The organism is Bacillus sp. ISL-7 (genome assembly GCF_018613065.1).
The window spans coordinates 20,085-46,544 of record NZ_JAGGQW010000044.1 but is presented as its reverse complement, the minus strand read 5'-3'; the positions used below and the strand labels follow the sequence as shown (position 1 = coordinate 46,544).

22 protein-coding genes, 1 tRNA gene and 6 pseudogenes are annotated in these 26,460 nt (G+C 35.3%); 10 read left to right on the top strand and 19 right to left on the bottom strand.

Going from position 1 to position 26,460, the window contains the following annotated elements:
- Positions 1-29 precede the first annotated feature (29 nt).
- From J7E66_RS17865 to J7E66_RS17850, 4 genes and pseudogenes are all read right to left on the bottom strand, one after another.
- Positions 30-515, bottom strand: coding sequence for a hypothetical protein (locus J7E66_RS17865; RefSeq protein ID WP_251032988.1), 486 nt, complete (start codon positions 513-515; stop codon positions 30-32).
- A 354-nt stretch (positions 516-869) separates the two neighbouring features.
- Positions 870-1,865, bottom strand: a pseudogene (locus J7E66_RS17860) (tyrosine-type recombinase/integrase).
- A 158-nt stretch (positions 1,866-2,023) separates the two neighbouring features.
- A tRNA-Leu gene (locus tag J7E66_RS17855) sits at positions 2,024-2,106 on the bottom strand.
- A gap of 449 nt (positions 2,107-2,555) precedes the next feature.
- Positions 2,556-3,503, bottom strand: a complete 948-nt coding sequence (locus J7E66_RS17850; protein WP_215002289.1) for a site-specific integrase — start codon at positions 3,501-3,503, stop codon at positions 2,556-2,558.
- Between the two features lie 284 nt (positions 3,504-3,787).
- Between J7E66_RS17850 and J7E66_RS17845 the strand changes: the two are divergent.
- Positions 3,788-4,330, top strand: a pseudogene (locus tag J7E66_RS17845) (transposase); the annotation flags it as partial.
- 56 nt (positions 4,331-4,386) lie between these two features.
- Here the strand turns inward: J7E66_RS17845 and J7E66_RS17840 are convergent.
- The 8 genes and pseudogenes from J7E66_RS17840 to J7E66_RS17805 form a co-directional block, all read right to left on the bottom strand.
- Positions 4,387-4,623, bottom strand: a complete 237-nt coding sequence (locus tag J7E66_RS17840; protein ID WP_374103861.1) for a tyrosine-type recombinase/integrase — start codon at positions 4,621-4,623, stop codon at positions 4,387-4,389.
- 105 nt (positions 4,624-4,728) lie between these two features.
- Positions 4,729-5,919: an MFS transporter gene (locus J7E66_RS17835; RefSeq protein WP_215002283.1), complete on the bottom strand. Its 1,191-nt coding sequence runs from the start codon at positions 5,917-5,919 to the stop codon at positions 4,729-4,731.
- A gap of 127 nt (positions 5,920-6,046) precedes the next feature.
- Positions 6,047-7,141, bottom strand: coding sequence for an alkene reductase (locus J7E66_RS17830; RefSeq protein WP_251032987.1), 1,095 nt, complete (start codon positions 7,139-7,141; stop codon positions 6,047-6,049).
- Between the two features lie 80 nt (positions 7,142-7,221).
- Complete coding sequence (locus J7E66_RS17825) at positions 7,222-7,485, bottom strand: ArsR/SmtB family transcription factor (RefSeq protein ID WP_215002344.1); 264 nt, start codon at positions 7,483-7,485, stop codon at positions 7,222-7,224.
- Between the two features lie 45 nt (positions 7,486-7,530).
- On the bottom strand, positions 7,531-7,872 hold the full coding sequence (locus J7E66_RS17820; RefSeq protein ID WP_251032984.1) for an ABC transporter permease subunit: 342 nt from the start codon (positions 7,870-7,872) through the stop codon (positions 7,531-7,533).
- Between the two features lie 11 nt (positions 7,873-7,883).
- Positions 7,884-8,591: an amino acid ABC transporter permease gene (locus J7E66_RS17815; RefSeq protein ID WP_215002279.1), complete on the bottom strand. Its 708-nt coding sequence runs from the start codon at positions 8,589-8,591 to the stop codon at positions 7,884-7,886.
- 21 nt (positions 8,592-8,612) lie between these two features.
- The gene (locus tag J7E66_RS17810) at positions 8,613-9,485 is read right to left on the bottom strand and encodes a transporter substrate-binding domain-containing protein (protein ID WP_215002277.1); all 873 of its coding nucleotides are present in this window, start codon (positions 9,483-9,485) and stop codon (positions 8,613-8,615) included.
- Positions 9,463-9,873, bottom strand: a pseudogene (locus J7E66_RS17805) (acyl-CoA dehydrogenase family protein); the annotation flags it as partial. The gene J7E66_RS17810 and the pseudogene J7E66_RS17805, both read right to left, overlap by 23 nt.
- 299 nt (positions 9,874-10,172) lie before the next feature.
- On the opposite strand from J7E66_RS17805, the gene J7E66_RS17800 reads away from it, so the two are divergent.
- Positions 10,173-10,646 carry a DUF4367 domain-containing protein gene (locus J7E66_RS17800; RefSeq protein WP_215002275.1) on the top strand — a complete coding sequence of 158 codons (474 nt, stop codon included), beginning with the start codon at positions 10,173-10,175 and terminating at the stop codon, positions 10,644-10,646.
- Between the two features lie 216 nt (positions 10,647-10,862).
- On the opposite strand, the gene J7E66_RS17795 is transcribed toward J7E66_RS17800, so the two are convergent.
- Positions 10,863-11,387, bottom strand: coding sequence for a hypothetical protein (locus J7E66_RS17795; protein WP_215002273.1), 525 nt, complete (start codon positions 11,385-11,387; stop codon positions 10,863-10,865).
- Positions 11,388-11,763: 376 nt separating this feature from the next.
- Between J7E66_RS17795 and rnjA the strand changes: the two genes are divergently transcribed.
- Positions 11,764-13,434 (top strand): ribonuclease J1, encoded by a 1,671-nt coding sequence (gene rnjA, locus J7E66_RS17790; RefSeq protein WP_215002271.1) that lies wholly within the window; start codon positions 11,764-11,766, stop codon positions 13,432-13,434.
- A gap of 63 nt (positions 13,435-13,497) precedes the next feature.
- On the opposite strand, the pseudogene J7E66_RS17785 reads toward rnjA, so the two are convergent.
- Together J7E66_RS17785 and J7E66_RS17780 are read right to left on the bottom strand one after the other, a co-directional pair.
- Positions 13,498-14,602 (bottom strand): annotated as a pseudogene (locus tag J7E66_RS17785) (cation:proton antiporter).
- A gap of 127 nt (positions 14,603-14,729) precedes the next feature.
- A complete protein-coding gene (locus J7E66_RS17780) occupies positions 14,730-16,208 on the bottom strand; it encodes a SulP family inorganic anion transporter (protein WP_215002269.1) in 1,479 nt (492 codons plus the stop codon).
- Between the two features lie 317 nt (positions 16,209-16,525).
- Between J7E66_RS17780 and J7E66_RS17775 the strand changes: the two genes are divergently transcribed.
- The gene (locus J7E66_RS17775) at positions 16,526-17,815 is read left to right on the top strand and encodes an MFS transporter (protein ID WP_251032983.1); all 1,290 of its coding nucleotides are present in this window, start codon (positions 16,526-16,528) and stop codon (positions 17,813-17,815) included.
- Between the two features lie 58 nt (positions 17,816-17,873).
- On the opposite strand, the gene J7E66_RS17770 is transcribed toward J7E66_RS17775, so the two are convergent.
- A complete protein-coding gene (locus J7E66_RS17770; RefSeq protein WP_215002267.1) occupies positions 17,874-18,293 on the bottom strand; it encodes a universal stress protein in 420 nt (139 codons plus the stop codon).
- Positions 18,294-18,308: 15 nt separating this feature from the next.
- Positions 18,309-19,757, bottom strand: coding sequence for a SulP family inorganic anion transporter (locus J7E66_RS17765; protein WP_215002265.1), 1,449 nt, complete (start codon positions 19,755-19,757; stop codon positions 18,309-18,311).
- Between the two features lie 719 nt (positions 19,758-20,476).
- Between J7E66_RS17765 and J7E66_RS32640 the strand changes: the two genes are divergently transcribed.
- The 4 genes from J7E66_RS32640 (at position 20,477) to J7E66_RS17755 (ending at position 22,182) form a co-directional block, all read left to right on the top strand.
- On the top strand, positions 20,477-20,989 hold the full coding sequence (locus J7E66_RS32640; RefSeq protein WP_308162537.1) for a DUF3231 family protein: 513 nt from the start codon (positions 20,477-20,479) through the stop codon (positions 20,987-20,989).
- On the top strand, positions 20,905-21,225 hold the full coding sequence (locus J7E66_RS32635; protein ID WP_308162540.1) for a DUF3231 family protein: 321 nt from the start codon (positions 20,905-20,907) through the stop codon (positions 21,223-21,225). The genes J7E66_RS32640 and J7E66_RS32635 overlap by 85 nt, the downstream gene beginning before the upstream one ends.
- The gene (locus tag J7E66_RS32630) at positions 21,188-21,484 is read left to right on the top strand and encodes a DUF3231 family protein (protein WP_308162536.1); all 297 of its coding nucleotides are present in this window, start codon (positions 21,188-21,190) and stop codon (positions 21,482-21,484) included. Before J7E66_RS32635 ends, J7E66_RS32630 begins: the two co-directional genes overlap by 38 nt.
- Positions 21,485-21,693: 209 nt before the next feature.
- Positions 21,694-22,182, top strand: coding sequence for a hypothetical protein (locus J7E66_RS17755; RefSeq protein WP_215002262.1), 489 nt, complete (start codon positions 21,694-21,696; stop codon positions 22,180-22,182).
- Positions 22,183-22,384: 202 nt separating this feature from the next.
- Here the strand turns inward: J7E66_RS17755 and J7E66_RS32915 are convergent.
- Positions 22,385-22,481: pseudogene (locus J7E66_RS32915) on the bottom strand (recombinase family protein); the annotation flags it as partial.
- Positions 22,482-22,840: 359 nt separating this feature from the next.
- Positions 22,841-23,548, bottom strand: a complete 708-nt coding sequence (locus tag J7E66_RS17750; RefSeq protein WP_215002261.1) for an IS6 family transposase — start codon at positions 23,546-23,548, stop codon at positions 22,841-22,843.
- 352 nt (positions 23,549-23,900) lie between these two features.
- Between J7E66_RS17750 and J7E66_RS17745 the strand changes: the two genes are divergently transcribed.
- Positions 23,901-24,107: an ATP-binding protein gene (locus J7E66_RS17745; protein WP_215002259.1), complete on the top strand. Its 207-nt coding sequence runs from the start codon at positions 23,901-23,903 to the stop codon at positions 24,105-24,107.
- Positions 24,108-24,677: 570 nt separating this feature from the next.
- Positions 24,678-26,034: pseudogene (locus J7E66_RS17740) on the top strand (transposase).
- The last annotated feature ends 426 nt before the right edge of the window (positions 26,035-26,460 follow it).

The following is a 26,460-nucleotide window of genomic DNA, read 5'->3' as shown; positions in this document are numbered from 1 at the left end:
TTTAATATCGGTATATATGATGCTTTACCTTATAATTTTGCTTCAGGACCTTTTGTTTCCCTTATCGACTTTTCCACTATTTTCTGAAACCCATAAATAATAACTGCTAAAGAAATACAAAACAAATACCAAATAGTATGACTTGATTTTTTAAATTTAAATACTCCTACTTTTTCCCATACTTCCGCAAAAGGATAAGCACAAATAACATCCAATACTGCATTTGTAATGAAATATTTAAAAAAATTCCCGTATGTCAGTTTAAATATCCATAGCGTGGCTACAAAAAAAGGACCCAATATATATGTAAAATCAACCAAACCAGGAGAAAGAGGATTTTTATTTATCCACCATTTTCTCTTATTAGCAATGACACTGAACACACTTATGATTAAATTAGTAAAACTTGCTACAGGTAAAAACCTGAAAAATGATTTTTTTCCAAGAAAGGGTACAGATAGCCATGGAATGATTAGCATCCCTAAAGCGAATGCCATTTTTTTATTTTTAAACATAATATTTGCTCCTTTAACCGTTAGTTTTTAATCTATCGTTCAAAGATAAGTTTCCCATTATGGGAATAAAATATATTTTCCTCAACAAAAAAACTAATCAAAACTTGTCCATTAGCATTTTATTGCACTAAACTGCTTACGTTAGTTTAACAAGAAAAAACGCCACCCGTTAAGGTGACGTAATGCTATCGGGCTTACTAAAATCGTAATTCAACGGTGAATGAGGGCTGTGCTGATTCTGCACGTCCTAGTTCGTTTTTTGAACGTTACTACGCACCATATTCATATGCCAATGGCGGAAAATAAGTTGAAGACAAATCCTATTCGTATAGCGTAAATTTCTACTTTTATCAGTCAAGGGTTGATTAAGTTATCCAAGATCCTTAACGGTGAAAATTCCCTATGCCGATCTCTTACGTCATTCCCGAAAAGGTTAACGTATGTCTTAACTATCTCAAACGAAGTATGTCCTAAGATTGCTTGCAACTCAAATATGTTCGCACCGTTCTGCACCGACAATTTGGCAAACGTATGACGAAATGTATGAGGACTGCATCGAACTCCTTTAATTCCAGCTTCATTTCCATACTTCTTTATCTGATTCTGAAGGCCACGTTTAGACAACGGATTGCTATCGACTGTGACAAACAAAGCATTCGTCTCAATACTACCTCGTATAATGATATACTTCTTCAGTTGTTGCCTCATAGGTTTCGTAATAGGTACTTGTCGTTGACGATAACTTTTAGATTGTCTAATTATGATTAAATCATCTTCCCATAGAATGTCCTCAATCGATATGCCTACCAATTCGCTAGCACGTATACCAGTTTCCAGTAACAGCATTAGTATCGTGTAATCACGTACTCCAGTAAAAGTCTTTAAATCAGGTTGTTTAAATAGTTTATTGAGTTGTTCCTTCGAAAATGTAGCTATTACTGTCTTTCTATCTTTTAACAAAGTGATGTCTTCAAATGGATTTTGAGGTATGTGCTTTGCCTTATGCAAGTAGTTAAAGAACGCCCGTAATGCTCGTAATCGTGTATTAATCGTCACTATTCGTAAACCCTTTTGATGACGCATATATGCAATTACATTTTCTTTTATATGTTCCTGTGTAACAAGTACGGGCGACAACGTTTCAACGTTAATCCCTTGCTCCCTTAGTTGATTCAATCATGCGTGGATTTCATTTTGATAGTAACGAATGGTATGTGGACGTAAATTACGTACCTCACAGTCTTTTAGAAATAAATCCAATGCAGCGGCAAACGACTCTACGTAAGTCTTCACCTTTGTTTCCATAATCCGTATTTCCCGTGGATTTAACTCGTTTTTTCTCCTGCTCATCGATCCTTCGACCTCCACTGCGTATTAACAGGTGCGTCAGATTTGAACTTATTCGTAGACGGTTTTTAGGGCAACGAAAAAAGCGTCCCTACCGTAGCAGGAACACTTAAAACGTTGATATGACGAGCATTCTCGTTTTTCTTTCGTAAACAAATTGATACCGGTGATCGGGGTCGAACCGATACTCCTCACGGAACACGATTTTGAGTCGTGCGTGTCTGACCAATTCCGCCACACCAGCATTTATCAAACGAAGGCAATACCCGGATTTGAACTGGGGATAAAGCTTTCGCAGTAAATAAATGTGTAAACTAAAAAAATTAGAAACAGGCGTGCATGAAAAACCCAAGTAATTACTTTTATCTCATAAGTTTTTCTAATCGACCCAACAAACTTATAAACATAGTCCTAAAACAAACCATTAATAATAGCTTTTGGTGAGATTATAGAATGTGACAAATTGAATGTTACTAGCACCGCATAAACGAATAATCTACCAATTTTCCCGGGAACAGATACCTCTTTTTTCCTAAATTGATTGGTTATGAAACTTGCCATTTTCCTTCCACTAATTCCAATTGCATTAATTTTCTAATAATTAGCATGTAACGAAATTATGTGGGTTGTTGTACATAAAAGAAAAGATAATTTCGTTTAAATGTAAATCTCCAACACACTAAAAATTGTAAATTATAAATTTTTCAAAATGCTACTGGCGTTATTTTTATATCGTAGACCTGCCTGAACGTAGCGATCAACCATTTCCCTAGTTTTATGTCCAGTTTGTTTCATAATCGCAATTTCCGTCATGCCCATCATAGCAGCACTTGTCGACAGTCCGCTTCTCAAACTATGTGCTGCAAAATCATTTTCATCCATCCCAAGTTCCCCGATATATTTCTTTATGATTAGTGCTACGGATTTATCACTCAACCGTTCCTTGATATTTCCATGTCGATCAATGGAACGAAATAACGCTCCTGTATTGATTTTACTTATTTTAATCCATTCTTTAGTTGCTTTAACTGGACAATATTCATTGTACGTATAAACAACGCCTTTTATAAAATCATCATTTTTCGTTTTAGTTTCGCGAACTCTTACGTCCATCCCAAGGTCGTTGATTTCTAAATCTTCTATATTAATAGATACCAATTCTGAACGTCGGCTTGCCAGGGCAAAACCTAATAAAAGAATAGTTTTATCTCGTATTCCAATAAGAGTCGATGTGTCAATCTTATCGATTAAGGCCGGAAGGACCTGTAGCATCAACGCCTTTTTCGGTTCTTGCCGAGTACCGATCTCTCTTTTAATTCCTTCCAATAAGGCTTGAACCTCAACTTCCTTGGAAGGTGGAAGATGATGTTTGAATTTATGCGCCATATTAATAGAAGAAACTCGTCTTCGTATGGTCGAATATTTATGTGTCGTTGCCAATTCCGATAAATAAAGGCAAAGCGTGCCAGCAGATGCCGGAAGAGGATCTCGCCCATTCAACTCACACCACTCTGTGAAATGCTTCCAGTCCGACGCGTAACTTCTCTGGGTGTTCTTACTTTTAGAGTTTTGTATGTAGAATTTAATTTTTTCCAGTTTTTCTTTGTCAATCTGAAGAAATTTCCCACTTTCAGTTAACATAATCGAACCTCCTTAACGGCTGTTTTTTCCGGTTTTAAGTTCCGATAACTATATATTATCGGAACTTAGCATTTTCGTAAACAAAATAGAGTGAAAATCCATGATTTAAATTCACAAGTTAGCAGTGAACCAGTCTAAAATGTTAACATTTGAATAAATTTCATAATTCCAATCCCTTGTCCCCCAAGCGTTTCAGGGCATGAAAAAAGGAGTACCTCCCCAAATTCTTGTATAATGTAGTGACCAAACGTACAAAAACAAGAATGGAAATGAGGTTGACTCCCATGTCTATTATACGACAAGGAAGCCTGTTTGACATGCAGGATTTTTATAATTTGGAACCATCTAAACGTTTTGAGGCAGTTTTTTCAACTCTTCACATGGAACCATTATTATTTGCAGTTAATAAAAAGTCAGTTTACGGTGCACCGACAGAACTTAATTATCCTGCCATGATTTATGCACTGGTAGCTCGTATTCTTGAAAGAATACCAACAATTAAAGATCTAATTAAACGCCTTACTCAGGATTTTATGTTTCGTTTGGATTGTGGCTTTCTATTTTCGGATCGAATTCCGTCCGAAGCTTCCTTTTCTCGTCTTACTTCTAAATTAAGTGATTCTACTGCCCTTGAATCGGTTCAGAATTCTTTACTTCTTCAAGCCATTCAAGAAGGGTTTGTTTGTGATGAGGCTGTGGCTATAGATGCGACTCATTTTGAGTCTAGAGACCGTTCTACTCCACAAGAGAAAAAGCCTAATCATGAACCAAAAAAGCGTGGACGCAAACCAAAGGCTGAACAAGAAGCCTTTCAATTTAGGTGGGTAGTTGTACATAATAGAAAAGATAATTTCGAAATCTCCAACACACTGAAAATTGGAAGTTATAAGTTTTTTAAAATGCTGCTTACATTGTTTTTATAACGTAGACCAGCCTGAACATATCGATCAACCATTTCCCTAGTTTTATGACCTGTTTGTTTCATAATTGCTATTTCTGTCATTCCCATCATTGCTACGCTTGTTGATAATCCACTTCTTAAACTATGTGCTGCAAAGTCGTTTGCATCCATCCCAAGTTCTCCTATATATTTCTTTATAATGAGATACGGATTTATCACTCAACCTTTCCTTGATATTTCCATGCCGATCAATTGAACGTTACAACGCTCCAGTAGTGATTTTACATATTTGTACAGGAGTAAGTTCATTTATTCGAAATTAGATTACGCTCTTTTATGAGCTCTAAAACTTTGATTAACTACATTTTCACGAATCAAGAAACGTGATAAGCCAAAGGTTGTAACTAGAGCAAACACAACTCCTAAAGCTCCAAACCAAGTGATCGATGATACTGATAATTGCCCTACTACTATCCCTCCTAGACCTGCCCCAACTGCGAATCCTAATTGCATCATTGACTGATTCAGACCTAGTAAGACATCAGAAGATTCTGGATGAATTGTTGCTAAATTATATTGTTGTGTAGCACCTGAAGACCACCCTGCAAATGACCAAATGATAAGAATCATAAAAACTGCGATTAAAGAATTTGATACGAATGAAAGCAAGATCATCGAAACAATATTAAGTACTAATCCACTTTTTAAGGTAATCACTATACCCCATCTATCTGCACTGAAGCCTCCGAATTTAGATCCAAATAAGCTAGCGATTCCAAGAGCAAGTAAAGCTATACTTAAAAGGTGATCACTCATTCCAACAGTATTGATAAGATAAGGAGATAAATAAGTAAATACAACTCCATATCCTGCCATTAAGAAGAACGTTATTGATAAACCTAGAGTAATTTTAGGTCTTTTCAACATTACAATTTGTTTAGTTAAAGGAATTGGTTCATCCCCCATTATTCGTGGGATTGAATTTAAAATGATAAATATTGCAATAAACACTAAAAGAGCAACACCAAGAAAGACAAATTTCCACCCATAAGCAGATGTAATAAATCTACCAATAGGTACACCAATTATTAACGAAGTTGTAAATCCCATAACAACAGTTGCAATTGAACTTGCTTTTTTATCTGCAGGTGCAATTTTTGCTGCTAAACTTAAAACAGTAACAACTGCTACCCCTGTACTTAAAGCCATAATAATTCGAGCAATCATAAACAAGCCATAACCAGGCATGATTACTGAGAGTATATTCCCTAGTATAAAGAAACTCAAAGAATAAATAAGTAACCTACGTCTTTCCATTTTAGCCAATAATGCCATTAGAATAGGTGTACCTATGGCATAAGCTAGCGAATAAACGGTAATAAGTTGACCAGCAGCTTCAATAGAAATACTTAAAGCATCTGCCATTTTATCTAAAATACCTGTAATGATATATTGGGATGTACCGACTAAAAAACTAATCATTGCTAAAATATAAATCTTCCCGTTATTTGACATGTATAATCTCCCTCTCCATTTTTTTACATTAATTTAATATTTCTATAAATACCGAAATACCAAATTGATAAAAAGAAGCTCAATCAAAAGCTTCCTCTATTTTTCCATTTTCATATGGATTAACTATTTATACTAAAATATTTAGATGTTTCTTTGCATCGTATTCTTCTAATTCTTCACCATTTTTCAAACGATGAAGAAAGTTGGGATTTGAAATTAATGGACGTCCAAATGCTGCAACGTCAATTGTCCCTTCTTCTAAAGCTTGTTCAGCCATTTCCGGATCTAGACTGCCTACCCCAACAATCAGTCCGTCCCAATATTTGCGTACTAATTGATGCATTGTTTTTCCATCAGCAAGAACTCTATTAAATTGCATGATTGATGGATGTAGTAAAGTAGCGCCAACTTCATTAAATGCTTCAACAAATGTACGAATGGCCGTTTCTGGATCTTCCCACATATAGTTTGGAACATCAGCTTTATGAGCAGAAAATCGAATCATCGTTCTCTCAGTACCAATGGCATCTATAACTGCTCTTATTACTTCTTTCATGAATGTTAATCTTTGTGCCAGATTACCTCCATATTGATCAGTGCGATGATTCGTTATTTCTGAATTAAATTGATCGATTAAATATCCGTGTGCAGCATGAATTTCTACCCCATCAAATCCAGCTTCGATTGTATTTTTTGCCGCCTGCGCATATTGACTTACAACTTCCCTTATATTCGCAATTGTCATCTCTTCAGGGATATCATATGGCTTACGAAAACGAGATACTAATCCTTCAGCAGGAATGGCCGATGGGGCTTGAGGTGGCAAGTTACCTGCAAGTTCATGATGTGATAAGCGTCCTACATGCCAAATTTGTGCAATCATCGTACCGCCTTCTTTATGCACAGCATCAGTTACTTTTTTCCACCCTTTAATTTGTTCCTCAGAATAAATTCCAGGAATTCCAGGATAGCCTTTTCCTCTAGGACTAATTACTGTTCCTTCTGAAATAATTAATCCGATTCCGTCAGCAGCACGTTTTCGATAATATTCCACCACATCATCTCCAACTACGCCAGTTTGATCATCAGCAAAACATCTTGTTAAAGGAGCCATCGCCGTACGAGAGCGTAAATTCCATGCTCCCATTTTTATAGGTTCAAAAAGTTTACTTTCTAAACCATTTTTCAGATTCCCATTATAATCTTTGCTAAGTTGACTCATATAATTTTCCCCCATTCAATTCTATTATTCGGTATTTCTATAAATACTGAAATATAGATTAAAAATTTTCCGCTTTCTGTTTAAAGTAAAGCGGGAGCGTATTGTTCAAGGATTTCTCGTTGTAAACTATAATATCGGAAGGTTCCCTCTTTGCGAACGGAAAGCAATCCGCAATCGAGTAATGGTTTTAAATGATGTGTCAAAGTTGAATTGGCCGACACTTTTATTTGATTTTTCATTTCATGGCAAGCTAATTCCGGTTGTTTTGCTAAAACTTTAACAATTTGTAAACGTGTTGTTTCACCCAGTGCCTTATAGACTTTTACTGCAATATCATCATTCACCAAGGATGACCCCCTTCCAAAAAATATAAATACTTATTTCAGTATTTATAGAAATATTGTATTTAAATAAAAATCCCATGTCAAGAAAAAGAATGAGATACTCGTTTTAACATGATATTTCTCGAATATGGGAGCCAATAGTAGAGGAACACTTGTAAAAATAATAAAAATTTGAACAATGACAGGAGTCCCTCTCACAAACGAAACAGAGACTCGTGCCAACTGGCTTATCACTGGAATTCGATTAATCCGCGATAAGGCGAGCAAAAATCCTAAAGGCAGAGCAATGAGTAAGGAGACAATCGTAATGAGTAAGGCTATAGGCACTCCAGATAATGCAACAAAAAAGGTTTTTACTAAAAATGGAACATCCAATCCGACCGACATGCTGTCACCCCCTATGTCGTTTTTATAACCAGTTTACCTTTACTAAAAATCTTTTCTAACTTTGAAAAGAACTGTTCAATCAAAATGGATAAAACCCAGTATATAAGAGATAAGGCAAGATAAATTTCTAACGAATGAGAATTATAGTTATTTGAAATAATAAGACTTGCTTTTCCCATAATATCAACCAAACCAATGGTATACGCTAATGATCCTTCTTTCATTAATTCAAGGAGGCTGTTGCCGAAATTGGGCAATGCGACAACAAATGCTTGCGGCAACAGAATTCTCCGAAATGCCTGGGCAGGACTAAGCCCGACACTAACCGCTGCCTCATATTGCCCCCGGTCGATCGCTTCATAAGCCGTTCTCATCACCTCAGACATGATGGCCCCAAATTGCAGCGAAAAGGTAATCACAACATAAATCGAAGTGTGAAGATGATTAAGGTCTATACCAAAGTTACTGGCTATTGCCGGAAGCCCGTAATACACTAAAAATAAAAGAACAATAGAGGGGGTACACCTTAAAATGGTGGTATACCCATTGGCGATTTTTCTGGCAGCCGTACTCGTTCCGAGTTTCATTACGGCTAAGATAAATCCTAGAATCGTACCGAACAAAACCGATAGACCTGCAACCATAAAGGTTACGTGTAAAAACGAAAGAAGTTGTGGCAATGCTCCCCAAATGTAGGCACTATCAAAATACGTTTGCATATTCCACCTCTTTTTAGATGGTTACCTTTTTACAGTATCCAATAGTTTAAATAAATCAGTATTATAGAACTTAACCATCAGTTTGTTTGTCTTCTTTTCCTCTTTTATTTTCTTGATGGCTTGATCGTAGGCATCTGCAAATTCTTGTTCTTTTTTGTTGAATAATGGCCACGTTTTGACAACCGCAAACTCATTATAAACAAGGTCATTTGCTAAATTATGATAAGGACCATCCTTTGCAAGAACTTGCTTTTCATACGTTGCTCCCAAATAAATGCCTCCATCTACACGTCCTTCATTTACCCATTGAACGACATCCACTGAGAATGCATCTCCGGCTTCCAGGTTAACTTTATTGTCTGGATTGGCTTGGTTATATTCATCCACAATGGTATATTGAGCATTACTTGCAGCAATAGGAGCTAAAGAAAGATTAGCTTTAGCAAAATCTGATAAATCTTTTATATCTTCATTTTCCTTTTTTAACAAAAGGCCAACGCCGCTAAGTCCGAGGAATTCTTTAGGGAAAATATAACTCTTCGTTCTTTCCTCTGTAAACCAGGCATTTTTTACACCTACTTGATATTTGCCTTGTTGAACCCCTATCAATAAGTCTTCACTTGATGTTGGCACATATTGGAATTCGTATTCTGGCAGTGCCTTATCAACTAATTTCATGACTTCAATTTCATATCCAGTTGGGTTTCCCTTTTCATCTACGTATCCTATTGGTTTACCGCCTTGATCAAACGCTACTTTTACTTTTCTAACTTCTTTCCCAGCATCTCCTGAATCCGATTTTGCGCCGGTTGTTGTATTTGAGCCGCAACCTGCTATTAGAGTTACTAAAGCTATTCCTGTAGCGGCGATTTTAAAAACTTTTTTCATTTTCATTGTCTTTTCCTCCCTTAGATTCATATTGATGAATAGCTGTTTGAGCTAATTTTGAAATGGTTAGATCATCCATAGGCGGATTATGTAGGCCTGCCCGAACATCTCGGTAATAACGCTGCAGTGGATTTGTCAGCTGTAAGCTTTTTGCTCCGACTAATCGCATGGCTTTGTCGACAACTGTAATCGCTGAATTTGTCACAATATGTTTGGCTACAAGCGCTTCGTTCGTAATATCCTTATTACGATCCTCATCAATGTAAGCCTCTGCCGTACCATATAGGGCAAATCTTGCTTTGTATAATTCCAAGTCCATCTCACCTAATAAAGCCTGCACGTTTGGCAGCTGAGCGATTGGACCCTTAATACTATTGGGCGAATGGGTATTGGCGCATAGTTAAATAAAGGAGTTAGCTACTACTCCATATTTTTCCATATAATGTACATCTCCACGCCGCCCCTGGAGGCTTTGAAGTGCGAAGTATGCTTTTTTCATTGATGTAACACCATTTTTAGCAAACATTGTAAAAAAATATCATAGGAATTAACAAGTTTACAATAGCTATTGTCATTATGGGAAATTGGGTACTAATTGCTGTGTTATTTATAAATTATTTTAAAAAGCACAAATACAACTGGAATTTTATGCTAAAGTATATTTAGAGATTAATATATATTGGGGGAGAAAATTTGAAAAAGAAATTATTAATATTATTAACTTTTGTTCTTCTATTGTTTGCAGGATGCAGTTCTAACAGCTCCAACTTATATGCGTTTGATAATTCAAAATTAAAAGAAAAAGTCAAAGGCTACGGATTCCAACCTAAATTGCCAACAAAATTACCATTCGAAAATGTGAAAGCTTCATTTGATTCACTTCCAGACCAAACAGACATAAAAACATTTGACTTTTTTACCAATGGGAAGGGAAATAACAATCACTTGGAGCTTTTGGTAGTAAAAGGTAAAGAAGGTCATTCTAATTCAAAATCTGAAGAAGTCAAAATTGGAGAAAGAAAAGGACAATATATTGCAAGTAAAGAAGAACAGACTTTAAGATGGAAAGATGGAGATTTAGAATATACTTTAATATATTATACTGAACAATCTAATAAGAAATTGTCCAAAGTGGATTTAATTGAGACCGCTAAATCGTTTAAATAGATAAAGCAAACATATGCATCAAAGTAAAACCACTTGGAATAACCCAAGTGGTTTTACTTGTCAATTATATTGTTCCACTGTTCCTGATCTTCTTTAACTCTTGCACCCGATAGTTTAAGTGTAATATTTCACAATCTCGTTTATGAAAAAAACAAAAGGCGACCTTCATCTTGAAGAATCGCACTTATTAAAGCAATATTAAATTATAATGAAATGTTATTTAAGAACAGAAAAAGGAACATCAAAAATCCACCACAATCCCAATATAATCGAAACAGTAAGTATCCACGCTAAAATTGGTTTTTTGTAATGTATAAATAACATCGAAAACAACATTACATTAAAAGCACAATCCCACCAACAGTTCCAACCATTATGTAAAGTGATTACACCAAAAAAATAAGCTATTAGTGTATTAACCGAATAAATTCCAGACCATAAAACAATTGAAAATAATTGTTGCTTTTTACTGGATGTCATCCTTCCAAGAAAAATAGCGATAGTAACTGGATATTGTATAACCATTTTTGTCAAAGCAATTAATGTATGATTATTAAATAGTAATTCATCGATTTTTCCATAAGGATGAAACATCCACATAGTATGATTAAATAATAAATACTGAGAGAGTAAATCACCAATTATTAGGTACAATAGTGTTGGGTAATACCTATTGAATTCTTTCCATTTCCCAAATTTCCACCCTATGTAAACATAAATTATAGCGAAGATAAAATTCATAAAGTTAATTCCTTTTATTTAATTTCCATTTTTTGTATTCCCACTAGTTTTAACTTCGTATAAAAAAATATACAGATTTCCCCTTTTTTCTATCCGATTAAACTGCCACTAGCACTTAAACCAAGAACATACTTAACAAGTTTGTTTAGTTATATGACTACCTCCGAAAGATAATCTAGTACAACTAACTTCCCTAGCACAACAAACATAAAAGACCGCCGCAGCGATCTCCATATTTTACTCTTGCACCCGTTAGTTTAAGTGAATTTATTCACATTAGGATTATTATTAAAAAATATACGTATAGAAGAAATTTAGCAAGACCCAATTCTGTGTTAGAATTAAAGTAACAGTTTATTATGAACGGAGTGGGTTAATGGCGATTTTAAAAAATAATAACATTGAAGTTTTTGCACTTGGTGGTTTAGGTGAAATCGGTAAGAATACTTATGTTATTCAATACCAAAATGAAATTATTCTGGTGGACGCAGGTATTAAATTCCCTGGAGATGAGTTGTTTGGCATTGATTACGTCATCCCAGATTATTCTTATTTGATTGAAAATGAGGATAAAATAAAAGGTTTATTCGTTACACATGGTCATGAAGATCATATTGGTGGTATCCCCTTTTTATTAAAGGAAATAAACATCCCCATCTATGCAGGAAAATTGGCTATTGAATTAATAAAAGAAAAGCTAAAAGAACATGGCTTATTGGATAAAGCGAGACTATATGAAATCGAAGAAGATAAAACTATTGCTTTTATGAATGTTGCAGTAGATTTTTTTAGAACAACCCATAGCATACCTGATTCTTACGGTATTGTTGTCAGAACTCCAAAAGGTAATGTAGTTCATACAGGAGATTTTAAGTTTGATTTAACTCCTTTAGGTCATCCATCAAACATTTCTAAAATGGCTGCTATCGGTAATGAAGGAGTTGTCTGCCTACTTTCAGATAGTACAAATAGTGAAATACCTGGATTTTCAATGTCTGAAAGAAAAATAAGTCAAACAATACACGACCTTTTTAATCATATTTCTGGGCGGATCATTTTTGCTACTTTTGCCTCCAATATGTATCGGTTTAAACAAGCAATTGATGCCGCAATTATTAATAAACGAAAAATTGCTGTCCTTGGAAGAAGTCTTGTAAAAGCGGTTAGAATAGGCCAAGAGCTTGGCTATCTAACCATTCCAGATAACACATTAATTGATGAAACTGAAATTAACCAATATCCTGATGATCAAATACTGGTTATCTGCACGGGAAGCCAGGGAGAACCTTTTGCTGCTTTATCAAGAATTGCAAATAAAAAACACCCCAGACTATCAATAAAGAAAGAAGATACTGTGATTTTTTCATCCTCCCCTATACCAGGTAACACAACTAGTATCAACAAAATTATTGACCAATTAAGTCGTGCAGGTGCGAATGTAATCCATCACAGGCTCACTGAAATTCATACATCAGGTCACGGTGCCCAAGAAGAACTAAAACTCATGCTTCGATTGATGAAACCTAAGTTTTTTGTACCCATTCACGGGGAATACCGTATGTTAAAAAGACATGTAGAGTTAGCACAGGAATGCGATGTGCCTTTCAGCAATTCATTTATAATGGATAATGGGCATATACTCGAAGTCAATGAAACGACTGCCAAATTGACTGGCAGTGTCCCTGCAGATCCAGTTTACGTTGATGGTGAAGGAATAGGTGATATTGGGGAGATTGTACTTAGGGATCGTAAAAAACTATCAGAATCAGGTATTTTAATGGCGGTTATAGCCATTGACTTTAAGAATAAGACCATTATTAGGGGACCTGAAATCATTACAAGAGGATTTGTCTTTATGAGAGAATCTGAAGAATTATTAGGAAAAATTAAGGATGCCGCACACACAGCTACTATAACATCTCTTGAAGCAGAAAGACTTCAGTGGGGAAACATAAAAAAGGAAATTTTAAATTATGTTGAGCCGTTAATTTATAAAGAAACAGGAAGACGGCCTATGATCCTTCCAATAATTATGGATGTCAATTAGTAATGGTATGTAATGGTGGAATTTGAAAAAGCACGCTGAGAAATTCAGCGTGCTTTTGTTATTTTAGTTATTGGACAGCTCTTTTTGTGAATTCTTATTAAAAAACATCTTCATCATTGGAGGAGTTACTATCGTTGTAATAAGTACGACAACAACAATTACTGCAAACATTTCTTGACTCAACAGTTTTGTTTCTAAACCAATAGCTGCAATGATTAATGCAACTTCACCACGAGATACCATAGCTGCCCCAATGCCGAACGAACTGTTCCAAGAGAACCTAGCAACCTTCGCACCAATGGATGCACCAATTAGTTTAGTCAAAATAGCCAAAATGAGCAGTTACTCCAATGGATGTAAAGAAAACAGGGACAAATATCGAGTAACTAATGGTTTCTATCTTTTCGAATACCTCGTGCTTAAAGTCAGTTAAGCTTATGGCTACGCCAGCGATATACGCTCCAATTATTGCAGCGACACCTGTGTACTCTGCTAAATATGCAAAAATAAAACAGATGATTAAAGCAGATGAAACAACAGTTTCCGTTACCTTTAAAATAGCTAATCTTTTCATAAACAAAGGAACGATTTTCCAACCAACAATAATGGCTCCTGCGAAAAATAAAAATTTCTTTAAAATTACTGTGGTTAAGTTGACATCTCCACCTGCAAAACTCATTAAAAATGCCAAAGCTATAACTACCACCACATCATCAATAACGGCGGCCCCTAAGATGGTCGTTCCTTCACGAGTTTTTAAATGTCCCATCTCTTTCAATGCTTGAACGGAGATACTTACACTTGTAGCAGAAAGCAATAACCCTAAAAACCAGGATTGTACGGATGTAAGATTTAACATCAGTCCAGCAAAAGATCCTAAAACAAGTGGAACGATAATACCGCCAAGGCCTACATAGGTAGATGCTTTTCCAGTTCGTTTAAATTCATCTATATCCGTTTCTAACCCAGCTATAAACATCAAAAGTATAACACCGATCTGACTGAATTCTGCTAAGGTTTCTGTTTCTGTCACCAAGCCTAATATTGATGGTCCTAATACAATCCCAATAAGGAGTTTTCCAAGCACTGATGGCTGCCCCAATCTTACACTTAAACTCCCAGCAATTTTAGATGCAATTAAAATAATGGCTAATTGAAGTATTAACATTTTAATACCGCCTTTCCATCTTATTAGAATTTGTATAAAACATAAAAAAATGCAAAAAAGCCTGTCACCAGGGTATAAATATCCCCTGGTGACAGGCTCCTCCAATTGAAAAATGATTTACGATATATTAGTGACTAGCAACTTTCTCAAGCCCACCTGGCTTGTTATGAACCGCTATTTTATCAATTAGTTTATTACTTTCTGTATTTAGTCCTTTAAGATTCACCTTAACCCCATTTTGATGGTACTTGATAACCACTTTATCAATGGCACCAACAGCTGAGTCATCCCAAAGGTGAGCATTGGACAAATCTATATCAATCTCACTCACAGCTTCTTTATAATCAAAGCTGTTAACAAAGTCTGTTACAGAAGCAAAGAAGAGTTGTCCAGATACATGATAAACCTTCTTGTGAGAACCTTTTGATGACAGACTTGTTACAGTTACTTTTGAAATCTTTGCTGCGAAGAAAATGGCACTTAAAATTACTCCGACTAAAACACCCATAGATAGGTTGTCAGTTTTAACCACTGTAACAACAGTCACGATCATAACAATCGTATCAGTAACTGGTACCTTTTTTAATGTTTTTAGGCAGGACCAATCAAATGTTCCAATTGAAACCATGAACATAACTCCGACTAAGGCTGCCATTGGAATTTGTACCAGGAACCCTTTAAGCAACATGATTAGTGTCAATAAAAAAGCACCTGCAACAAATGTAGATAAACGTCCTCTACCACCAGATTTAACATTGATGACAGACTGACCAATCATCGCACATCCAGCCATTCCGCCAAATAATCCTGAGACGATATTAGCGATACCCTGACCACGTGCTTCCTTATTTTTATCACTTTCTGTATCTGTCATGTCATCTACAATAGAAGCAGTTAAAAGTGTTTCCACTAGTCCTACCAATGCAATAGACAAGGAATAAGGAAAAATGATTTGCAAAGTCTCAAAGTTAAACGGAATGTCAGGAATTAAAAATATAGGTAATTTCGAAGTCAATTCACCCATGTCCCCAACTGTACGAACATCACTTCCCGTAAATATTGAGATTGCTGTAATAACAATAATCGCAACTAATGGTGAAGGTACAGCTTTAGTAAAACGAGGTAAGATGTAGATAATGGCAAGTGCTCCTGCTACCATCGCATACATTTGCCAAGATGCCCCTTTAAATTGGACTAATTGAGCTGAAAAGATTAATATCGCAAGGGCATTAACAAATCCAGTCATTACCGATCTAGGGACAAATTTCATCAAACGACCTAGTTTTAAAGCTCCCATGATTATTTGTAAAACACCAGTTAGGATGGTTGCAGCCAGTAAATATTGCAAACCGTGGTCTTTAACCAATGTTACCATTAATAAAGCAGTTGCACCCGTGGCAGCTGAAATCATTCCAGGTCGTCCACCCACAAAAGCAATAGTAACGGCAATACAGAAGGAAGCGTACAGTCCCACCATCGGATCCACACCTGCAATGATTGAGAATGCAATTGCTTCTGGAATTAAAGCAAGAGCAACAACAATACCTGCTAACACATCTCCCTTGACGTTTCCAAACCATGAATATTTAATTGTACTTAAATTCAAACTTAGCACCTCTCCCTTTTCTTTTGTTTTTTTTTATTGACTTTCAACTCTCATGAAAGTCGGGTCCGTTGTTAACAAAACAAAGTATAAAGGATTGTGGCAAATTTGTGAAACGCCATGAAAGCGGACACAAGAGAAGCTTCCTTTGTTATACGATGTTTTTCTACCTTTTCCGGGGTAACTTATAGTGTTGAAAGAATTTTTTTGGAAGATATAGGGACCTTTGGTTTATAGTATAATTCAATTGAGTAACTTGAAATTTATTAGCCGGGATTTGTGCGTTTAACCAATTATTTAAAGAAGGGAGTGGCTATCATTTGATTAGTGAAAATAAGAGGCAAACGTTTTATTATGGATGGGTCATCGTGTGTATAGCTGGGTTAGGTAGTTTTTTTTCAGGTCCTGGTCAGACATATTCCAATTCTGTTTTTATTGATGAATACATAAAAAGTTTTGGATGGACTCGTTCGGAGATCTCTAGTCTTTATTCTTTTGCCACATTATGTTCAGGCATACTTATGATGTTCATGGGTCGCTTGGTGGATAAATTAGGTCAAAGAAAAATGATGGTGATTGTTAGCCTATTACTTGGGTTGGCGTGTTTTTTTAATAGCTTTGTCGTAAATACATGGATGATGGCCATTGGATTCTTTTTAATTCGATTATTTGGTCAAGGAAGCATGACACTTATTCCAAATACCCTTGTTCCCCAATGGTTCATTCAAAAGCGTGGTCGTGCCATGAGTTTTATGGCATTAGGTAGTGTTGCGAGTGCGGCATTTTTCCCAGTCGCTAATGCATGGCTAATTAAATTAACGAGCTGGCAAACGACTTGGCAAATATGGGGAGTGTTATTAATTGTTCTATTTGCACCTCTTGCCTTTTTTATAGTACGAAATCGTCCAGAAGATATTGGCTTGCACCCAGACGGAAAACCGATCATTGTTTCTAAAAATAATAATCACAGCGATAAAACAATAACCGTTCAAGATGATGATTGGACATTACAAGAAGCCATGAGGACTAGGACTTTTTGGGCGATATTAATTTGTGTCGGTATTCCTGCACTCGTTAATACAGGGATAACTTTTCACTTATTGTCCATTTTCGGCCAGAATCAATTATCACCCCAACTGGCGGCTACCGTTTTAAGTCTAATGGCTATTATAGGCTTCCCAATTTCGTTTATATCAGGGTTTATATTAGAAAGAGTAAGTACCAATCGATTGTTAATCTTTGTTTTTGTTTTGGAAGTGCTAACTTTATTTCTGTTAACCAAAGTGAATAGTGCCACTTTAGGAATACTATTCGGGGTAATATGGGGAATTGGCGGCGGAGTGGAACGAATTACACTTAATATCGTTTGGTCCAATTATTTTGGCAGAAAATATCTGGGAAGTATTAGCGGGGTTGCGATGATGGTAATGGTTATTGGTTCTGCATGTGGACCTTTGCCATTAGGAATAGGTTTTGACAAATTCCATAGTTACAACGAAAGTTTACTTTTACTAATGTTTTTTCCAATTATCGGGCTCGTAAGTGCAGCTATCGCAAAGAAACCTGATAAACAGAAGTTTTTAATTAAGAATGCTGCAAAGGTCAATTAGATTAAAAAATTAAAAAAACAGAATGGTATTGTAACCGTTCTGTTTTTACTTTGTTTATTTATTTAACTATTAATACGGGACAATTTGCACGTTTAGCCACTTTATGACTTACACTGCCCAAAACAAATTCTTGAAGTGCGTTAAGTCCCCTGCTTCCTATGATAACGATTTCAAACTTATTTTTATTAACATAATCAACAATGACAGGACCTGGCTCGCCATGTAAAATCTTAATATCATAAGAGACATCCGATTCTTTTGCCATTCTTTCTACTTCCCTCATTCGGCTTTTACGGCTGTCCCCAATATCAGCCGAATTCCAATTACTAAGCACATCAGATTTCACTCTATCTGGATCAACAACATATAAGACTTCGATTTTGGAATTAGGACTACATTTAGCGATATTGATCGCATTTTCTGCTGCTCTTTTTGAGTGTGCTGAACCATCTGTCGCTAATGCAATTTTTTTGTACATTCCCCATAACCTCCCTTAATGTGTTCCCAGTTTATTAGCTAACTTATTTACTAATTCTGTACTATCCTCGTTTAATCCTGTTACATTTACCATAATATTATTTTCTTCAAATTTTGAAACAATCTTATCGACTGCTGCCACTGCTGAGTCATCCCATACATGGGAACGGCTTAAATTTATCTCAACAATTCTGATATTTTCCTTGTAATCAAATTTCGTTAAAAGCTCCGTCACAGATGCAAAAAATAGTTCCCCATTAACACGATATGTTCTTTTATTCCCTTCCTTTTCACTTTTTACACTAATTTTAGAAATCTTAGACACAAAAAAGATGGCACTAAGTAAAATACCTGTAATAACACCGATAGCTAGATTATCTGTCAAAACGACTGTTAGGACAGTGACAATCATCACGATTGCATCACTTCTTGGAAGTATGTGGAGTGTTCGTATAGAATTCCAATCAAATGTACTAATGGATACCATAATCATGACACCAGCCAATGCCACCATCGGAATCTGTACAACGATTTTCCCCAAAACGACAATTAAAAACATCAAAAAGACACCTGCAATAAAAGTCGAAAGTCTGCCCCTTCCACCTGACTTAACATTAATAACAGATTGGCCAATCATTGCACATCCAGCCATTCCGCCAAAAAAACCAACCACAATGTTGGCCATTCCCTGACCTTTACACTCAGCATTTTTATTACTTCCTGAATCCGTCATATCATCGACAATGGAGGCTGTTAAAAGCGATTCTATCAAGCCGACAACTGAAAGTGCCAGTGAATAAGGTAGAATAATCATTAAGGTATCCAATGTAATTGGGATTTGAGGAATTAAAAATGTAGGTAATGTTTGTGAAATGGCTCCCATATCACCTACAGTTCTCACATCAATCTTCATAATGATCACTAAAGTTGTAATTGCTACTATAGCTACGAGAGTGGAGGGAATGGCCTTAGTGATATACGGAAACAAATAAATAATGGCTAAAGTCGCTCCGACTAATACATAGATAATCCACGACTCTCCGACAAAGTGTTGCAATTGAGCCATAAAAATCAAAATTGCTAAAGCATTAACAAAACCAACCATAACTGATCGTGGGATAAATTTCATATATCGAGACAATTTAAATATTCCAAATATTATTTGAAAGACACCGCATAATATCGTGGCAGCTAAAAGATATTGAAGTCCATGTTCCCTTATTAATTCAGTAAAAACTAAGGCCATTGCCCCTGTAGCAGCAGAAATCATTCCAGGTCTTCCACCAACAAATGAAATAACAACCGCAATGGTAAAAGAGGCATATAATCCAACCATTGGATCAACACCAGCTATGATGGAAAAAGCAATGGCTTCAGGAATCAATGCAAGTGCAACTACTATTCCCGAAAGAATGTCTCCCTTTAGATTACCGAACCATGATTGTTTATAAGAAAGTTGCTCCAAGTTGTTTATCTTCCTTTCTTAAACTTCGGTTATACTCTAAACAACAGTATTCCCTTTTACCTTGGGAAAAGTAGACAAAAATGCATTTCCTGCTCCAAACCAGAAAAAAAAAGCCTGTTTACCAGCACTCCCTTCTAAAAATTCTTATTAAACAAACCTGCTTCGTTAACACAATAAGCAAAGATCGAAAAAATGTATAAATATTAAAGATTATACAGGATTTTCTAAATAAAATAATTCAAAATGATTAATAAACATACTGCCAAAACATAAATCAATTAATTGCCGGAAACATTTCCGATAGGTAGTAAGGGTTTTATGAAACTCAGCATATAAGGTAAGATGCGATGGTCATGTTGGAATATTTTATTGTTAATCTTCAGAAAAAGGACAAATACTTTAATCTCCAAAAATCATCCCAAATTGAACCATAAATCAACATTACATGACGAGTATAACAAGGATTTTAATAGTTTAGATGAATATAATGTATATTATATGCTTAGTTTAATCACTAGCTTGATGTTGTCATCATTAAACTAAAATGAAGAAATATTCATTTTTACTTTTCCATGAAATCATAAACCTTTTTAAATTTAAAAGTGGCCAAGACTTTTCTCTCATCATATGCGAATTCATAATACGATAAATATTTATTTACATGATTAGGAAAGATAACATGAGGATTTCATTTCAAGTTAATGGAGGAAGAATCTCTTATGCATAGTGAAAATTACATTAAACTAACGTCTGCTGAAATTTCACAGCTGTGGTCTGCCTACATGAATGATAGCCTATCCATTTGTGTACTTAAATACTTTTTGGAAAAAGCAGAGGATCCTGAGATTCGTCCTGTAGTCGAATATGCATTGGAGTTAGCACAGGCACACATAAAAAAACTTACATTAATCTTTAACGGTGAGAAAATTCCCATTCCATATGGATTTAAAGAAGAAGATGTTGATATTACAGCTCCACGATTATTTTCGGATTCTTACTTTCTTTATTATCTACAACAATGGAGTTCAATAGGGTTAAACGCTTACAGCATCTCGTTGACATTATCAACACGTTCTGATGTATTTGATTATTTTTCAGAATGTATTGATGGTTCAAAGAAACTTCTCAAAAACACAGGAAATGTTTTATACTATCTAAAGGTCTCTATATACGAGCGCCATATGTTACGACTCCTGAAAAAGTCGATTTTATTCGAAAACAAAACTTTTTAGCTGGATGGTTTGGAGAACGTAGATCACTTACTACGTTAGAAGTAACGAATCTTTATGCTAATATTCAAAGAAATGTGTTAGCTATGTCAACATTCATTGGCTTCAGTCAAGTGGCAAAGTCAAAAGAAGTGGGTAACTTTTTCTCAAGAGGAAAAGAAATTGCTTCAAAGCATATTGAAATTTATAGTTCCGTTTTAAATGAAAAATTCCCTTCCAGCTTCTGTGTCTTGGGATAACCAAGTATTAGACTCAACCGTTTCCCCTTTTTCCGATAAACTAATGATGTTTCATGTAAATGCACTAGCCGCAGGCGCCATTGGATATTACGGGACAAGTTTGTCAACAAGTTCCAGACGTGATTTATCTACCAATTACCTCCGAATTTTAGGTGAAGTCCTAAAATTTATAGAAGACGCTGCAAACATAATGATCGATAATGGGTGGATGGAACAACCTCCAAAAGTAGTGGATCATGATAAACTAGCTAATACTTAGAAGGAGATAAAATGACGAAAATAGATCAACTTGCAAGGGTCCTTTGCAGCAGTGCATTACCAAGCTTTCCATTCTTTAGAATTCTTGATTAACATTCAATCAAACTTTAACGAAGTAATAATGTTAAGCTTTTATGGTCATATTCAATCAGCAATAGATAGAACGAAATATTAATGTCTGTTTTTTTATAATAATAAAGGAGACATATTATGGAAGGAATTACACAAAACTTAGATTTGTCAGCAAAAGGTATATGGTTTCCAATTACTCTAGGTACTGTCGCTTTGATTTATATAATTTTCATGCCGAAACGATTAAGTTGGAGAGAAATTTATTTTATCTTTGGTACGACTGGCTATGTAGCAATAGTAATAGATGTGTTCCTTATGTTAAATTACTTAGATGTATTTGATCTAGGTCGTGACCCAAAGCAAGAAGGAATTGGTGATTTGATAAGTATGGGTATCATCCCTTCCTGTTACGCTACAATATTTCTTAACTATTTTAAACAAGAAAAGAAATGGATATATGTTACCCTTTTTACGATCGTGTCCTTCTTTTCTGAATGGATGCTTGTTCAAATAGGATATATGAAGTTAAAAGGATGGCATACTCTGTGGTCTATCCCTGTATTCATTATTGTTTTTGGTTTTTGGTTACCTTGGCAATTAAAGTTACTACGAAAGCGTCATACATAATTATTGAACAAAATATTAGAAACTTGTATATCGCATTGACATTCAAATTAACATAATGATGATTTCAGGAAACAGAAAAAGCCAATCCCTTGATACTTAAGGGCTTGGTTTTTGTTCGTTTTTTATCGTTTACACATCGTTGATACATTAACGTTTTCAGCTTCTGAAGAAGCTAGCAGCTGCACAAAAAAGGAGAGTTTTATACAAAGACTATCTTTAAATTGAGTGGTATCCAATAAAGGCATATCCAGTACCACAATGTCGGCCTGGATGTTTTTCGTAATGTCATTCCACTCTTGTCCCTCACTTCAATTCTTATTTCTCTTATTCTACTATAAAACGTTCGTAAAAATATAATAAAAACAGTGACCGTCCGTAAATTATTTTTTTAGTTTTACGAACGTTGAAATCGGCCATTTTTGAACAAAAAATACCTGTTCGAAAAAATGTACTTTTTTGAACGGGTATGGATTACAGTAGGAAAGAGAAAAAAAATTCTTCCCTAATAATAGATTTTAGTTTGCCAAAAGTTACAACACTTTTTAGGAGCAAATCCCTATTTAAATTACCATTTTTAAGTTGTTGTTACAAAAAATGGTTCTGGTGCAAATACAATAAAAGTTTGAAAAAATGAATAGATTCCTTTTGGAATCCTATCTTATGCTGTAAGTCCAAACAACTGATGTATAAATTCTTTCTGGTTTTTGACAGACTTCTCCCGTAACAAAACTTGCTTCTTTTGAAGCATATGCATCGCATCCATACCACTCAATATCTTTTTGGCAGTTCGAAACGATTTCAATCCTAGCATAGAACGAACTCGCTTCTTTATAAAGCGATGATCTTGCTCAATGATATTATTTAAGTACTTCTGTTGTCTTATTTGCGTGCCTGAAGGCATGCTTTTTTCTTCTTGTAATTCTTGAATCGCAACAGGATACGCTGGATTCTTATCAACTGTGATCATACGGGGAGAGGATACATGCGAAGAAGCCAAGGCTTTTTTGAAAAAGCACTTTGCTGATTGGGCATTTCTATTTTTTCTAAGATAAAAATCAATGGTGTTTCCTTCGGAATCTACTGCACGATACAGGTACATCCATTCCCCTTTTATCTTGATATAGGTCTCATCGACTCTCCATGAGTCATTCGTTTGCCTGAGATGGCGACGGATTCTCTTATCCAACTCAGGACCATATTGATGTACCCAACGCATAATCGTTGTGTGAGCAATGAATAAGCCACGTTCCTCCATCATCTCCACTATGTTACGAAAGCTTAAGTTGTACCGTAGGTACCATCTTACTGTTAACAAAATAATGTCTGGCTGATAATGTTTCCACTTAAATAAATTTTGCTTTTCCATACTGATCACGTCCTTTTCTAGAGTAATAGTACCAGTATGTCCAAGATTTAGAGATTACTTGTAATTGTGTAAAACTTTTTGCACCAGAACCCGAAAAAGTGCTTCATATTCGAAAGAAAAGTAGAATATTAATCTATTATGTTGAATTTTTGAAGGGAGCAAGCCTATGAACGAAATTCTTATCGAAACTAGGAATAGATTGAAAACGCCAGCGCCAGGTTAAGATGAACAGTCCAAGCGCTACCGCTGAATATAAACCAACATCTACAGATGTAGAGGAGTTTCCATTATTGAATGTAGAGGCAAAACAGCGACCTTTTGACCAGTATGTCACCATTATGAAGGGAATCAAATGAACCAGATCAGACAACTTCAGGATGCCCTGATATCTCTCCGCCTTTCGGAAGTTTCAAAGGAGCTTCCTGCTATACTTGCAAAAGCCGAAAAAGAAGAAGTCAGTTATCTTTCTTTCCTAAATATATTGGTAGAATATGAACGAAACAAAAGAGACGAAAAGAACATGGAAAAAAGGCTGAAGCTTGCTCTTTTCCATGTATAACCCCTTAATCTATTGATGTAATTATTTGCTACACTATTCAAGGGACCAACATTATATAAGTATGAATTTTTTGTAAGATTCAGCACTTATTTGATTCAGCATTCGGGTCCTTTTGGCAAATAATTTTTTAGTAGGCTCATATAAAAGGTTCGGTTCGAAGATCGGTGTTTATATCGTTGATTCATCTTAGCGTAGTGTGCTCTAAGAGATAATGCCGCTTTTGATCTAACGAATTGCATACCAGTTTGCAATACAGCGTCAATACCTTCTCTATAAGCCCAAAATCTTAATTCGAATAAAATGGATCCAGTGTATGTTTGAAAACTCAATCAATTTATTTATATCAATATATGTAAGTCATTCAAAACGTTTAATTACTTGCTATTGATGTATTTTCTCTTTACTTTTTAACTCTACTGGTGGAAGACATTATAAAATAGTTATATGAATGAATTTCATATTTCCAATCCCTTGTCTCCCAAGCGTTAAAAAAAGGAGTACCTCCCCAAATTCTTGTATAATGTAAGTGACCAAACAAACAAAATCAAGAATGGAATGAGGTTGACTCCCATGTCTATTATACGACAAGGAAGCCTGTTTGACATGCAGAATTTTTATGAATTGGAACCATCTAAACGTTTTGAAGCAGTTTTTTCTACTCCTCACATTGAACCATTATTATTTGCAGTTAATGAAAAGTCTGTTTACGGTGCACCGACAGAACTTAATTATCCTGCCATGATTTATGCACAGGTAGCTCGTATTCTGGAAAGAATACCAACAATTAAAGATCTAATTAAACGTCTTACTCAGGATTTTATGTTTCGTTTGGATTGTGGCTTTCTATTTTCAGATCGAATTCCGTGAAGCATCCTTTTCTCGTCTTACTTCTAAATTAAGTGATTCTACTGCCTTTGAATCGGTTCAGGATTCTTTACTCCTTCAAGCCATTCAAGAAGGTTTTGTTTGTGATGAGGATGTGGCAATAGATGCGACTCACTTTGAGTCTAGAGACCGTTCCACTCCACAAGAGAAGAAGCCAAAGCATGAACCAAAAAAGCGTGGACGCAAACCAAAGGCTGAACAAGAAGCCTTTCAATTAGAAGTACAGGAAAGAGAAAATCAAAAATCAATTTACAAAAAGACGATAGAAGACCAATTGCCCATTAGCTTAGAAACCTTACGAACTGAGGCTCCGTTGGAGCCCAATTGGGGTATTAAGAAAAATAGCGAAGGTAAAAATACCTTTTGGTTCGGCTTCAAGGCACATCTAGCAGTGGGAACAAACAGTCAGTATATCTTACAATCCATGATGACTTCTGCTAGTTTGAACGATGGAAAAGCAGCCATTCCTCTCCTAAAAGGGATCCAGGAAAGGCTTCCTTCTCTACCCATTCGTTATGGTCTTATGGACGCTGGTTATGACTATGTGCCAATCTATCAACAACTTCTGAATATGAAAGCTTATGGAATCATCGCCTATAATAAGCGCAATGAAGGTGAAATGATTGGCTTTGATGAGCATTTTGCCCCGACATGTGTGAGAGAACATTCTTATCGATACGAAAATTATGATGAAAAGTATCGCTCATTGAAGTACGTAAGACCAAAAGAGTGTGAAACCTGCCCATTATCCAATGATTCTCTATGCCAGAAGGTCTATAAAATGAAGATTGATACCGATATTCGAGGATATTCAGCACCCGGACGAGGTTCTGAAGCTTGGAAAAAACTTTATAAACAAAGAACTGCGGTTGAACGAGTGAATGCGTATTTAAAAGAGTTCTTCCAATTAAAAAATGTTCGATACCGAACTGGAAAAAAGGCAAAAGTTCATTTTGATTTAATTACTCTTGTGTACAACTCAACAAAACTGGCTGTAGATCGAATTAACAAACAAATGAAAGAAATGAGATTGGCTGCCTAATTTTTAAAAACATAGCATTGAAAATTCGGCCAGCTTAAAAATTCAAAAAAACAATTATGAAATTAACTCATATATTAAAAACATTAATATTGTTTTTAATATTTTTATAAGTAAAATATAATTTAAATAATATTATATAGTATATTTTATCATATATGTTTAAACATATTTTGATATTATTGTTAAAAGGAACAATACTAAAGTCTCGACCTAGAATAATTTTTCCTATAATAGAGCTTGATGAAAATAACAGAAATTTCTATAATCAAAATAATCACGACTGATTGGAAAACCGTCATATAGTTTATAACTATTTTTTCAATTATTTAACATAAAATTAAGTATTAAATTTCAATTATAGTATGGGAGAGGAAAATTTATGGCCGAAACAAAAACAAATAAAAGATCTTCTTCAAAAAACAACAT

Coding starts and splice junctions, on each gene's coding strand:
- J7E66_RS17865 (WP_251032988.1), bottom strand. CDS start 515: ATGTTTAAAAATAAAAAAATGGCATTCGCTTTAGGGATGCTAATCATT.
- J7E66_RS17750 (WP_215002261.1), bottom strand. CDS start 23,548: ATGGAAAAGCAAAATTTATTTAAGTGGAAACATTATCAGCCAGACATT.
- J7E66_RS17755 (WP_215002262.1), top strand. CDS start 21,694: ATGGAAGGAATTACACAAAACTTAGATTTGTCAGCAAAAGGTATATGG.
- J7E66_RS17835 (WP_215002283.1), bottom strand. CDS start 5,919: ATGTCAAATAACGGGAAGATTTATATTTTAGCAATGATTAGTTTTTTA.
- J7E66_RS17770 (WP_215002267.1), bottom strand. CDS start 18,293: ATGTACAAAAAAATTGCATTAGCGACAGATGGTTCAGCACACTCAAAA.
- J7E66_RS17850 (WP_215002289.1), bottom strand. CDS start 3,503: ATGTTAACTGAAAGTGGGAAATTTCTTCAGATTGACAAAGAAAAACTG.
- rnjA (WP_215002271.1), top strand. CDS start 11,764: ATGGCGATTTTAAAAAATAATAACATTGAAGTTTTTGCACTTGGTGGT.
- J7E66_RS17745 (WP_215002259.1), top strand. CDS start 23,901: ATGAACCAGATCAGACAACTTCAGGATGCCCTGATATCTCTCCGCCTT.
- J7E66_RS17810 (WP_215002277.1), bottom strand. CDS start 9,485: ATGAAAATGAAAAAAGTTTTTAAAATCGCCGCTACAGGAATAGCTTTA.
- J7E66_RS32640 (WP_308162537.1), top strand. CDS start 20,477: ATGCATAGTGAAAATTACATTAAACTAACGTCTGCTGAAATTTCACAG.
- J7E66_RS32630 (WP_308162536.1), top strand. CDS start 21,188: ATGAAAAATTCCCTTCCAGCTTCTGTGTCTTGGGATAACCAAGTATTA.
- J7E66_RS17815 (WP_215002279.1), bottom strand. CDS start 8,591: ATGCAAACGTATTTTGATAGTGCCTACATTTGGGGAGCATTGCCACAA.
- J7E66_RS17795 (WP_215002273.1), bottom strand. CDS start 11,387: ATGAATTTTATCTTCGCTATAATTTATGTTTACATAGGGTGGAAATTT.
- J7E66_RS17830 (WP_251032987.1), bottom strand. CDS start 7,141: ATGAGTCAACTTAGCAAAGATTATAATGGGAATCTGAAAAATGGTTTA.
- J7E66_RS17820 (WP_251032984.1), bottom strand. CDS start 7,872: ATGTCGGTCGGATTGGATGTTCCATTTTTAGTAAAAACCTTTTTTGTT.